This is a genomic window from Comamonas sp. (assembly GCF_036643215.1).
In the GTDB taxonomy this organism is placed as follows: Bacteria; Pseudomonadota; Gammaproteobacteria; order Burkholderiales; family Burkholderiaceae_C; genus Comamonas.
In genome coordinates, this window is record NZ_JAVXSJ010000005.1 from 25,526 (window position 1) to 37,937 (window position 12,412).

Annotated in this window: 10 protein-coding genes; 8 read left to right on the plus strand and 2 right to left on the minus strand. The window is 50.1% G+C overall.

Features of this window, described 5'->3' with window-relative positions; all coding sequences use genetic code 11:
* Both RSF91_RS05410 and RSF91_RS05415 read right to left on the minus strand, forming a co-directional pair.
* Positions 1–1,095, minus strand: coding sequence for a zinc ribbon domain-containing protein (locus RSF91_RS05410; protein WP_332567562.1), 1,095 nt, complete (start codon positions 1,093–1,095; stop codon positions 1–3).
* A 211-nt stretch (positions 1,096–1,306) separates the two neighbouring features.
* A complete protein-coding gene (locus tag RSF91_RS05415; RefSeq protein ID WP_332567454.1) occupies positions 1,307–2,419 on the minus strand; it encodes an SPFH and helix-turn-helix domain-containing protein in 1,113 nt (370 codons plus the stop codon).
* Positions 2,420–2,797: 378 nt separating this feature from the next.
* Here RSF91_RS05415 and glyQ point away from each other — a divergent pair, with 378 nt between their 5' ends.
* The 8 genes from glyQ (at position 2,798) to RSF91_RS05455 (ending at position 12,395) form a co-directional block, all read left to right on the plus strand.
* Entirely contained in the window at positions 2,798–3,736 is a 939-nt protein-coding gene (gene glyQ, locus RSF91_RS05420) for a glycine--tRNA ligase subunit alpha (RefSeq protein WP_332567455.1), read from the plus strand.
* Between the two features lie 99 nt (positions 3,737–3,835).
* Complete coding sequence (gene glyS, locus RSF91_RS05425) at positions 3,836–5,950, plus strand: glycine--tRNA ligase subunit beta (protein ID WP_332567456.1); 2,115 nt, start codon at positions 3,836–3,838, stop codon at positions 5,948–5,950.
* A 185-nt stretch (positions 5,951–6,135) separates the two neighbouring features.
* Positions 6,136–7,278: a DegT/DnrJ/EryC1/StrS family aminotransferase gene (locus RSF91_RS05430; RefSeq protein ID WP_332567457.1), complete on the plus strand. Its 1,143-nt coding sequence runs from the start codon at positions 6,136–6,138 to the stop codon at positions 7,276–7,278.
* Between the two features lie 2 nt (positions 7,279–7,280).
* A complete protein-coding gene (locus RSF91_RS05435; RefSeq protein ID WP_332567458.1) occupies positions 7,281–8,477 on the plus strand; it encodes an ATP-binding protein in 1,197 nt (398 codons plus the stop codon).
* Complete coding sequence (locus RSF91_RS05440; RefSeq protein ID WP_332567459.1) at positions 8,461–9,429, plus strand: hypothetical protein; 969 nt, start codon at positions 8,461–8,463, stop codon at positions 9,427–9,429. Before RSF91_RS05435 ends, RSF91_RS05440 begins: the two co-directional genes overlap by 17 nt.
* On the plus strand, positions 9,426–9,950 hold the full coding sequence (locus RSF91_RS05445; RefSeq protein WP_332567460.1) for a GNAT family N-acetyltransferase: 525 nt from the start codon (positions 9,426–9,428) through the stop codon (positions 9,948–9,950). The genes RSF91_RS05440 and RSF91_RS05445 overlap by 4 nt, the downstream gene beginning before the upstream one ends.
* On the plus strand, positions 9,950–11,449 hold the full coding sequence (locus RSF91_RS05450; RefSeq protein ID WP_332567461.1) for an oligosaccharide flippase family protein: 1,500 nt from the start codon (positions 9,950–9,952) through the stop codon (positions 11,447–11,449). Before RSF91_RS05445 ends, RSF91_RS05450 begins: the two co-directional genes overlap by 1 nt.
* Positions 11,424–12,395: a glycosyltransferase gene (locus RSF91_RS05455; protein WP_332567462.1), complete on the plus strand. Its 972-nt coding sequence runs from the start codon at positions 11,424–11,426 to the stop codon at positions 12,393–12,395. Before RSF91_RS05450 ends, RSF91_RS05455 begins: the two co-directional genes overlap by 26 nt.
* The last annotated feature ends 17 nt before the right edge of the window (positions 12,396–12,412 follow it).

Here is a 12,412-nt window from a genome sequence, read left to right on the forward strand (position 1 = left end):
TTACCCGCTCTGCGAGAGTCCGAACACGATCAGTAAGGCTACCATCGCGCACAGCATGGCCAGCGCAATCTTCGCCCAGCTATAAGGCCGCTCACCGGCAATCTGCCCGGTATAGCCATTGGCCACGATTTGGTAGGTCTTGCTGCCGTAGGTATAGCCCACCAGCCAGGCGGGTACCAGCGTGTGTTTGAAGGTGCGGCCTGAGTACTGGCGCTGAACCTGCAGGTTACGCTGAGTATCGCCGGGGACCTGCTGTGAGCAAAGGCTGCGCAGCTGGCTATCCATATCTCCTTCGTTGAGCTTGGCGGCTTTGCTCAGGTCCACCTGGTAACGCTCTACCGTCCAGCCGCGCACAAACTCGGGGCTGTAGGGTTTGAGGTCAGTGGAGGTGGGAAAGGGCTCAATCTGGCGCAGCAGATTGGGTTGCACACCGACGGTGCCGGGCACCAGTTCATCGTCAAAAAAATGCTGCAAGCTGCCTGATGCCGACTCCCAGCGCACATGCTGCACTTGGCGGGTTTGCACATTGCCGTTGCTGTCACGATACGACTCGGTGGTGTAGTAGTAATAGCCGGCCTCGGCGCGCCACTGAGCGGCGGCGTGGGCGTCAAACGTCCAATAGGGCAGGTATACGCCGTGCAGCGTATCGGTCAGTGCTGCGCTTTTGAGTTTGCTGGGCGCAAACCAGCGGCTGCCATACCACTGGCGAATCTTGTCGCGAACCTGCCCGTCGCTGATCTTGAACGGCAAGATGCTTTGCGGCGTGATGGCGTCATTGCGCTCTTCGTGGGCCACGATGGCGGGTGAACCGCAAAAGTCACAGCGCTGGGCTGTTGTTTTGTTCAGAAAGACCGAAATGGCACGGCAGTTCTGGCATTGCACCTCGTAGCGCTCATTCGTTCCCCAGCCGCGGCCGTTAGCAGGGTTACGCAAAGCCTCGGCTAAATCCTGCTCCAAGACGGCCTGACCTAGTTCAGGCTGCGTTTCCTCACTCCAGGGCACCACCGTGCCGCAGTAGGGGCACTTGAGCGATTGGGCTTTGGCATTCCACTCTAAATTGCCTGCGCATTCCGGACAGACATGTTTACCGACCATGGCGGGCGGCGCGACTTCAGTGGCAGGGGAATAGCTGGAAGAGGGGGCTTTGTCGGTCACGGCGTGCATTTCTCAAAGGCACTGCATTGGACCTTGGACACCGGCGCAGTCAATCAAAGAGACGCCGGGAAGGGCCGCCCCGCAGCAAGAGGGCGTCGACCCCTCCCGCGAAGCGAGAGAGGGGAAAGCCGTGTCGCGGCTCAGGGGGCTTTTACCCTCTCAAGAACTCGTCAAGTGCCGCCTGCGCAATACGCCACTGGCTGCCGATCTGGCGGGCCTTGAGGTTGCCTGCCTGAATTTCGGCTAGTACATCGGCCTCGGCCACGCCCAGCACCTGCGCTGCTTGAGCAGGAGTCAGAACTTGCAGTCCACTTGCAGCGGGGGCGGCAGGTGTTTGCGCAGCCTGTGAGGCTGCAGGCGAGAAGGGGTCTACGGCAGCTGCTCCTGCTGCGATAGCGCCGCCGCCGCCAGACTGCATGCCTTTCATCATCTCTTGTGCCATGCCAAAGCCCATGGCCATGGTGGCGGGGATGGTGGCCGCAGCTGCGCCTTCGCCGCCGTTGGCCATTGCTTGGCCCATCTGGTACTTCACATAATCGTTGAGGTTGCCAATGGCGCCCATGCTTGAGCGCTTGTCGATGGCTTGCTCGACTTCAGGCGGCACGGAGACGTTTTCCAGCAGGAAGCTGGTGATCTCCAGGCCATATTTTTCTGCGACAGGTGGGTTGATGAGCTGCAGCAGCGCATCACCCAGCTCGCTATAGCGCTGGGCCACGTCAAGCGCGGGAATTTGTGCCTTGGCCAGCGCTTCAGAGAAGATGCTGACGATGCGCGAGCGCATCGTGTCAGCAAACTCGTCCAGGCGGAAATTTTGATCGGTGCCCGCCACTTCCTTGAGGAACTTGGCTGGGTCCACGATGCGGAAGTCATAGGTACCAAAGGCGCGCAGACGGATTACGCCAAAGTCCTTGTCACGCATCATGATGGGGTTGGACGTGCCCCATTTGTTGCCCGTGAACAAGCGTGTGTTGATGTAGTAAACATCGCACTTGAAGGGCGAGTTGAAGCCGTACTTCCAGCCACGCAGTGTGGACAGGATGGGAATGTTCTGCGTGGTCAGCTGATAGCGACCCGGATTGAACAGGTCGACGAACTGGCCTTCGGAGACAAACTGAACCTGTTGCGACTCGCGAACGATCAGCTGGGCGCCGTTCTTGATTTCCTTGTCCTCATCAGGCCAGCGGTACGACAGCGTGTCGCGCGAATCATCGGTCCATTCGATGATTTCAATCAGTTGCTTGGTGATGATTTTCATGAAATCCATGGCGAGCTCCAGAAGTGGATGACGGGAAATGAAACATTCTAGGAGGCTGGCAGGCCGCGCAGCCCCGCTATCGCCAAGGAACGGCAGGGAAATTGTTAAAAAAGTGAGCGTCTTGTGCTTTATCTATATGGGCTAGATGCCTAAGAAACCTGATTTCAATCGCATTGGCGCGGAAGCAGCGCTGTACGAACTTTCACATTTTGAAATCTCATCTGCAGTAGCTCCCTTGGAGAATGCATTCCGTGGGGCCGCGGATACAGCCTACGCCCAGCGTAGGACTCTCAGACTTAGAATCACTGTCTACGCGGCTAGACCGCCCAGACACTCCTATATAGATAAGCGACAGATTATTTCTGCCGCGTGAACGTACCTTTTGTCATGCTGACCTTCCAACAAATCATTCTGAAATTGCAGTCCTATTGGGCCGAACAAGGCTGTGCACTGCTCCAGCCCTATGACATGGAAGTTGGCGCCGGTACCTCGCACACCGGCACATTTCTGCGCGCCATTGGCCCTGAGCCATGGAAGGCAGCTTATGTGCAGCCCAGCCGCCGCCCCAAGGATGGCCGCTTTGGCGAGAACCCTAACCGCCTGCAGCATTACTACCAGTTCCAGGTCGTTCTGAAGCCTGCACCCGACAATATTTTGGAGCTGTACCTGGGCTCGCTCGAAGCGCTGGGCTTCGATCTGAAGAAGAACGACATCCGTTTTGTGGAAGATGACTGGGAAAATCCAACTCTCGGCGCATGGGGCCTGGGCTGGGAAGTCTGGCTCAACGGCATGGAAGTGACTCAGTTCACCTACTTCCAGCAAGTGGCCGGGATTGACTGCAAGCCTGCCACCGGCGAAATCACCTACGGTCTGGAACGCTTGGCCATGTATCTGCAGGGCAAGGAATCGGTGTACGACCTGGTCTACACAGACGGCCTGAAGTACGGCGACGTGTTCCACCAGAATGAGGTGGAGCAGTCCACTTACAACTTCGAACACTCGAATGTGGACTTTTTGTTCAGCGCTTTCAACGCCCACGAAGACACAGCCAACCAGTTGATTGAAGCCCAGCTGGCTCTGCCAGCCTATGAGCAAGTGCTCAAGGCCGCTCACACCTTCAACCTGCTGGACGCCCGTGGCGCCATCAGCGTGACCGAGCGCGCTGCCTATATCGGCCGCATCCGCAACCTGGCCCGTGCCGTGGGCAAGAGCTACCTAGACAGCCGTGCGCGCCTGGGCTTCCCCATGGCGCCCAAGGCCCATGCCGATGAAGTGCTGGCCGAGCTGGCCAAAGCCGCAGAGCAGGCCGCCAAGAAGGCCGCCTGAGTCGCGCAAGCTCTCTGCCACGCTTCACTGAAGTCCCACATATAAGCAATATCTGCCGCTAGTCCTTATCTATCAAGCGCTAGCAGCTATCAAAATATCATGAACGCATCGAATCTACTGGTTGAACTGTTTGTCGAAGAGCTGCCCCCCAAGGCGCTGCAAAAGCTGGGTGATGCTTTTGCCGCCGTCATCTTCGATCAGCTCAAGGCCCAGGGCCTGCTGGCATCCACCGAATCCCGCCTGACCGCCTACGCATCACCCCGCCGTCTGGCCGTGCATGTCACTGAAGTGCTGGCGCAAGCCGAAGACAAGGCCATCTCGCAAAAGCTGATGCCTGTGGCCGTGGCTTTGGACGCAGAAGGCAAGCCCACCGCCGCATTGCTCAAAAAGCTGGCTGCGCTGGGGGCCGATGAATCTGCTGTTGCAGATCTGAAGCGTCAAGGCGAAGGCAAGGCTGAAGCCCTGTTCTATGAATCCACTGCTAAGGGCGTGATGCTGACCGACGGCGTGCAAAAGTCGCTGGACGAAGCTCTGGCCAAGCTGCCCATCCCCAAGGTCATGCGCTACCAGCTGCAGGACGGCTGGAGCAGCGTGCACTTTGTGCGCCCCGCCCACGGTCTGGTTGTGATGCACGGTACCGAAGTGCTGATCGGCGTGAAGACACTGGGGCTGACCGCAGGTTCGGCCACCCACGGCCACCGCTTTGAAGCTGCTGTTGACCCCGTCGTCATCCAGGGCGCTGACAGCTATGCCGAGCAACTGCGCAGCGAAGGCGCCGTAATCGCCAGCTTTACCGAGCGCCGTGCGGACATCGCTGCTCAGCTCAAAGCTGCTGCAGACCGCATTGGCGGTGGCGTGCATGCTATTGATGATGAAGCTTTGCTGGACGAAGTGACGGCCCTGGTCGAGCGCCCCAATGTGCTGGTTTGTGAATTCGAAAAAGAATTCTTGAACGTGCCGCAGGAATGCTTGATTCTGACCATGAAGGCCAATCAGAAGTACTTTCCGCTGCTGAGCGCCGACGGCAAGCTCACACACCAGTTCCTGGTGGTGAGCAACATCAGCCCCCAAGATACCTCTGCCGTAACTGGCGGCAACGAGCGAGTGGTGCGTCCGCGCTTGGCCGACGCCAAGTTCTTCTTCGACCAGGACCGTAAGAAAACTCTGGCCAGCCGAGTCGAACTGCTGGACAAGGTCGTTTATCACAACAAGCTGGGTACCCAGGGGGAACGCATCGCCCGTGTACGTGCCATTGCCAAGACCATTGCCCAGCAACTGGGTAACCCCGAACTAGGCCGTCAAGCCGACCAAGCAGCCATGCTGGCCAAGACCGACTTGGTCACCGACATGGTAGGCGAGTTCCCCGAGCTGCAAGGGACCATGGGTCGTTACTACGCGTTGAACGATGGGCTGGATGTGGCTGTGGCTGACGCCATTGAAGACCACTACAAGCCCCGCTTTGCTGGCGACGAACTGCCCCGCAACGATGTGGGCGTGGTCGTGGCTCTGGCCGACAAGCTGGAAACCCTGGTCGGCATGTTCGGCATCGGCAACCTGCCCACCGGCGACCGTGACCCCTTCGCCTTGCGCCGCCACGCGCTGGGCGTGATCCGCATGCTGGTGGAAAAGGAGCTGGCGCTGGATCTGGAAACCCTGCTGGTTAGCACCTTGCCCGCCTTTGGTGACAAGATCACTGACGCTACTCCTCAGCTGGTTGAATTTATTTACGACCGCCTGGCCAATATGTTCCGCGAACAAGGATATAGCGCCCAAGAGGTGGAGGCTGTGTTGGCATTGCATCCCCAGCGCCTGTCGGATGTGCAAAAGCGGTTGGAAGCGGTGCGGGCGTTTGCTGCGTTGCCGGAAGCGCCAGCATTGGCTGCGGCTAATAAGCGTGTGGGCAATATCTTGAAGAAGGCGGAAATGGTGGTTCAGCCTCTGGTGAATGAGGCATTGTTGCTGGAGGTGGCAGAAAGAGAGCTCTATATCGCACTGCGAAAATTGGCACCGAAAGCACAGCAGCAGTTTACGGAAAGTGATTACACAGCGAGCCTAAAAACTTTAGCTGAACTGCGTAATCCTGTAGATGCATTCTTTGAGAACGTTATGGTTAATGCTGATGACGAGGAGTTGAAGGTAAACCGATTTTGTCTGCTGGCCGTTCTGCATGAAACGGTGAATCGAGTAGCAGATATTTCCCGTCTGGTAATGTGAAAAAACACAGCAGTCTTATTCTTCGGTAGAACTGTTTTTTATAGCCAGAAAGTTATTATTTTGTGAAGTAAGGAGGGTATCTTCATCAATGTGGGTGTCGTAAATCCTGTTCATCTTTGTCATCATGCTGCCGTAAAACTGAATAAAAACTGCAGCTCAGGATTTAGTGTGAAGCAGAAAGCGCTATGCAAGAAATTTCAAAAGTATCTTTATTCATGAGTAATAAGCCAATCTACGTCACTCAGCCTCACCTCCCGCCGTTGGAGGACTTTATTCCCTATCTGGAAGAAATTTGGAGCAACAAGGTGCTCACTAATGGAGGCCCATTTCATCAGCAGCTGGAGCAGGCCTTGTGCGATTACCTCGGTGTTAAGCACATTGCTCTATTTTCCAATGGCACCCTAGCTCTAATTACTGCGCTGCAAGCCTTGCGAGTTACCGGCGAAGTTATCACCACGCCGTATTCCTTCGTAGCCACCGCGCACTCGCTTCTGTGGCATGGCTGCAAGCCCGTATTTGTGGATGTGGAGCCGGGTACCCTTAACCTTGACCCGGCCAAGATTGAGGCTGCCATTACTCCGCATACCACTGCGATCATGCCGGTTCACTGCTATGGCAACCCCTGCGACACGGCGGCTATTCAGAAAATCGCTGATAACTACAATCTGCGCGTTATCTATGATTCTGCCCATGCTTTTGCGGTGCAGGATTCTGGTGGCAGCGTGCTGCGTCATGGGGATCTATCGGTGCTAAGCTTTCATGCCACCAAGGTGTTTAACACCTTCGAGGGCGGAGCTATCATCTGTCCCGATGCAAAAACTAAGCAGCGCATCGACCATCTGAAAAATTTTGGTTTTGTCGATGAGACCACAGTCGCCGCTCCCGGCATCAACGCCAAGATGAGTGAGATCAACGCTGCCTTTGGTCTGTTGCAGCTTAAGCACATGCCCCAAGTGCTGGAGCTTCGCGCTACTATCGACGCCCGCTACCGCCAAGCGCTGAAAGGGGTTAAAGGTATTCACTGTCTGCCCCAAGGACAGCAAACCGTGGCCAATCATTCCTACTTCCCTGTGCTAGTACAAAGCGACTATCCATTGAGCCGCGATGCGCTATATCAAAAACTCAAAGAACAGGGCATTCATGCTCGACGCTATTTCTACCCGCTGATCAGCGATTTCCCCATGTATCGCGGTCTGCCTTCCTCTGGGCATGCTCGCTTGCCAGTGGCTGCTCGCGCTGCAGAGCAGGTGCTGTGCTTGCCAATTTATCCATCGCTATCTGCTGAGCAGCAGGAAACCGTTGTTAATGCCATTCTGAAGGTGAACTAATAATGCAAAAAAAAATACTTTTTCTTGGTGCAGCTCCGACTCAAGTTCCCCCGCTGCATTACGCTCGCTCCCAAGGTCACTACATTATTACCTGTGATTATTTGCCCGATAACCCAGGTCATAAGTTGGCTGATGAATGGCACAACACTAGTACAACAGATAAAGACGCTGTATTGGCGCTTGCTCAAAAACTCAATATTGACGGCATTGTTGCATATGCCTCAGACCCTGCAGCCCCTACAGCTGCCTATGTCGCTGAAAAAATGGGGCTACCTGGAAACCCATACCAATCGGTACTCACGCTCGCGCGTAAAGATTTATTTCGCGCATTTTTAAAAAAGCATGGGTTTAATGTGCCACGTTCGGAGTCTTTTTACGAACGCGAAAAAGCTAGAAAGTGGCTGGCCGAAATTGGTGTCCCTGCCTTTATCAAACCAGTAGATTCATCTGGTAGCAAAGGTGTTACGAAATTGTTGGATGCCAAAGATTTTGATGCGGCGTTTGACCATGCCTTGCATTATTCTCGTGAAAAAATGGTAGTCGTTGAGCAACAAATTATTCGCTCGCGTTATCAGGTTGCGGGCGATGGTTTCATTATTGGTGGAAAGCTGGTTTTTCGTTGCTGGGCAGATGAACATTTTGATAAGCTGTGCAACGGGCTTGTCCCGATTGGCCAAACATTCCCTACATCTCATCCTAAAGAATGGTTAGATGTTGCACATGCAGAGAGTCAACGCTTGCTTGATTTGCTTGGTATGAAAACGGGGGCGCTAAATTTTGATTATGTGTTCGATGAAAAAGGACGATTCTATTTTCTGGAGCTAGGCCCACGTAATGGAGGGTGTTTGATTCCAGAAGTGATTCGCTATGGAACGGATGTGGATCTAATTAAATATACTGTGGATGCTGCATTGGGCCTATCTTGCTCCGATCTGAAAATGCAACCCGTTAATGGCTATTGGTCAAGCTATATGATTCATTCGCTTGAGGATGGCGCATACAAAGAATTGTGGGTATCTGAGCGAATTAAGCCAAAAATAATTGAGCAAGATCTCTACATACAACCAGGTGAAAAAGTAAAAAAATACCTTGGATCAAATGATACATTGGGAACTATGATTATCAATTTTGATAGTATGGAGGAGATGTTGAATATGATGGATAACATGGAGAATGAAATTCGTGTCATCGTCCAATAGCGCAATAGGTGGATATCTCCAGCTGGAGACTCCACAACAAAAAAGAACTTGGCATCAAGGTGCGTTGCAGTACCAATCTGCGCGCGCTGCATTTTGCTCGCTTTTGCAAAGTATGCCGAATGTTTCTCGTGTTTGGATGCCTGCATATATCTGCGACTCTATGCTTTCACCAATTAAATTTTCAGGCAAGGAATTTGTATTTTTTCATATTAACGAAAAATTCGACATTGCAACAAAAATTGAGCTTGAGAAAAATGATTTACTTCTTTATGTAAATTATTTTGGAGGGTGCGAGCCAAACATTCATCGTATTTTGGAAAAATACAATCGCCAACAAGTAATTATTGATTGCTCTCAAGCTTTCTATGCGGGGCCTTACAATTGTTTAGCTACTATCTATTCTCCCCGTAAATTTTTTGGTGTGCCTGACGGAGGAATAATGTTTTCTAATCGTGAGATTACACCAGTTATTGAGCAAGACGAAGACAGTATTTCGCGAATGGATCATCTCATCGCGCGCTTGGCGCTTTCTGCTGAAATGGGGTATGCAAGCTATCAACGAGCAGAAGCTAGCTTGGAAAATTGCTCGCCTAAGAAAATGTCAGTACTTACGCAGAAACTATTGGAGTCAATTGATTATTTGGCTGTGCAAAAATGCCGACTGCGTAATTTTTCTATATTGCAGAAAGCTCTTGGTGATAAAAATCAGTTGAATTTTGATTTTTCCACAATAACACCATTGTGCTATCCATATTTGCCAAAAAATTTAATAAGTAAAAATCACCTGGCTGAAAATAGTGTTTTTATACCCACATATTGGCAAGATGCTCTAAACAGAAATGAATTAAATGAATTTGAAAGTACTCTTGCTAGCAGACTTGTTGCAATCCCTTGTTACCAGGGGCTCGTTGAAAGTGATATAGAGATATTAATAGAAGAAATGAACTCATGAAATACCATCTAAGAGAGATTGAAAAGAAAGATATACCATCAATTAACGAATGGCGTAATAATAGAGAGATAATAAATTATCTCGGGGCTCCATTTAGATATATCAATAAAGATGTTGATGAGGCTTGGTATTCTTCTTATATAAATAATAGAAATTCATCCGTAAGGCTGGCTATCGTCGAGGACCATTCTGATGGAATCATTGGAGCTGTTTATTTAACATCTATTGATTGGGTAAATAGATCGGCTGAATTTTCAATTTGGATTGGCGCAATAGATTATCAAAGCAAGGGCGTTGGGAAATTTGCATCCCACCATATGCTTTCTCATGCATTCAATGATATTGGAATGCAGCGTATTCATTTAACAGTTCTTTCTGATAATACTCGTGCCAGAAATTTATATAAGAATGTTGGATTTAAGGAAGAGGGGGTTTTGAGGAAAGTAATCTTGAAAAATGGTATTTATAAGGACATGATTCTGATGTCGATTTTGGCGCAAGAGTTTACGGCGACTATTTAATGTCCTTTCGAAAAAATATCCTAGCAAACTACGCAAGTCAGCTCTATGTTACGGCTGTGGGCATCGTTATGGTTCCCCTGTATATACGTTATATGGGGGCAGAGGCTTATGGTTTGGTTGGCTTCTTCACAATGCTACAAGCTTGGTTCAACTTGCTGGATATGGGCTTAACTCCTACCATGGCACGTGAAAGCGCGCGTTTCAATGGTGGCGTCATAACTGTGCTGGATTACCGTCGTTTGGCGCGAACGCTAGAGGGCATTTTCGTTGCGGTGGCGCTGCTGGGTGGAGTGTTGCTCTTTGTATTGGCGAGGCCTATTGCCGGAAATTGGCTCAATGCTAACCAATTGCCGTTGAATGAAATCACTACTGCCCTGCAGCTCATTGCCGCAAATATTGTACTGCGTTGGATGTGCGGATTATATCGAGGGGTCATCACCGGTGCGGAGCGGCTGGTGTGGCTTAGCGGCTTTAACAGCCTAATTGCTACTGGACGTTTTGTGTTGATATTGCCAGTATTGATATTTGTCAGCGCCACACCACTGGTTTTTTTTAGTTTTCAGCTCGGCGTGGCGTTGCTGGAGCTTCTTGGTTTGGCCTGGATGGCCTACCGGCTGCTGCCGCGCATACCTGCTGGCCAGCGCATCCACTGGGAATGGGCACCGCTTAAGCCTGTGCTCAAGTTCTCGCTTTCCATCGCATTTACCTCGTCAGTTTGGGTGCTGGTAACACAGACCGATAAGCTGGTTCTATCGAAGATTTTGCCGCTAGCCGACTATGGATATTTCACAGTGGCGGTACTAGTGGCAGGCGGCATCATGATTGTCAGTGGACCCGTTGGAAGTGCCCTTATGCCACGTATGACCCGCCTACAGGCTGAAGGGCGGGAAGAGCAGTTAATAGCGGTATACCGTCAAGCGACGCAGCTTGTTACTCTCATGGCGATCCCTGTCTCGTTGGTGCTGATTTTTTTCGCGCCGCAGGTACTTTGGGCATGGACGGGTGATGCGGCACTGGTCGGCAAAGCTGCCCCTGCCCTCAGTCTTTATGCAATTGGCTACACATTTCTCGCCGTGGGGGCCTTTCCATATTATTTACAATATGCCAAAGGCAATTTACGCATGCACTTGATTGGTAATGCATTATTTTTGTTTTTTCTCATACCATCTATTATTTTGGCTGCTAGAAACTACGGAATGATTGGGGCAGGTTGGGCGTGGTTAGTAGCCAATGCTATATATTTTTTATTTTGGACACCTCTAGTGCATCGTCGATTTTCTCCGGGTATGCACAGCAGTTGGTTGTGGTGTGATATTGCTCGTCCAGCTTTTCTGCCTATAGCTGCGGTTCTATTAGTTGTGAAATTCATGCCTTGGTTTGAAAATCGCGCCTTGCTAGCGGCGGAGTTAGTTGGTATTGGTTTTGTGCTATTGATTTTGGCCTTTCCACTGGCTAGCCGTATTAAAATATTAAATGAAGAACCATATTTTGCAAATTAATACACCTACCATTGCTGAATCTGAGTCGTTGGGACGGGTGCCGAAAGTCTCTATCTGTGTGGTGACCTATAACCATGAAAAATATATAGGGCAATGTTTACAGAGTCTTGTGGAACAAAAGACAAATTTCGATTTTGAGATTATTGTTGGAGACGATTTTTCGACTGATGGAACTCGAGAAATAGTCAAGAGTTTTGAAAAAAAATATCCAAGTGTTATATTTTCACTATTTCATGGTGAAAATATCGGTCCAACGAGAAATTATGTCCAGACGCATCTATTAGCTCAAGGGGAATTCGTTGCACACCTTGATGGGGATGATATTGCGTACCCAGGTAAATTGCAAGTTCAGTATGATTTCTTGAGTAAAAATAAAAATTATGTTTTGGTTTGGCATAGAGTTGATATTTTCGATGATTGGGGAAATGTTAATTCATCTTTGCATCACCGTCTTGGCGAAGTTATTAATGTAGATGAAATAACTCTTAAGGATTTAGCAAAGTTTGGTTCGCTAGGTGCTGCGAGTTCCCTTATGTATAGAAAATCTGCAGCAGATTTTTTAAAGAAAATTCATGGAGAAGCATTAGATTATTTTATTGCTATTTCTCTTTTGAATAGCGGCATTGCTGCTCGATTAGATGATATTTTGGGCGGGTACAGAATTAATTTATCGCAAGTAACAGCTTCTAAGACGAAGAGTAGATATTTCGTTAGATCACCAATGCGTAATCTCTATGCCAGTCATTTGAAAAGTTTATATTTTGACAATAAAAATTTAAAAGAAGATATATTTTTAAATGCCTTTTTTAATTTTCTGATTGAAATTAGATTTTTGCGGCAATCTGCAATTCCATTCTTGCTTTTATTTTTGCGTACTTTGAATATTTCGTCATTATTGAAGATTCCTTATTATTTTTTTGACGCGATGAAAATTAGAGATAGATAATGAGTAGAAGTAATAAA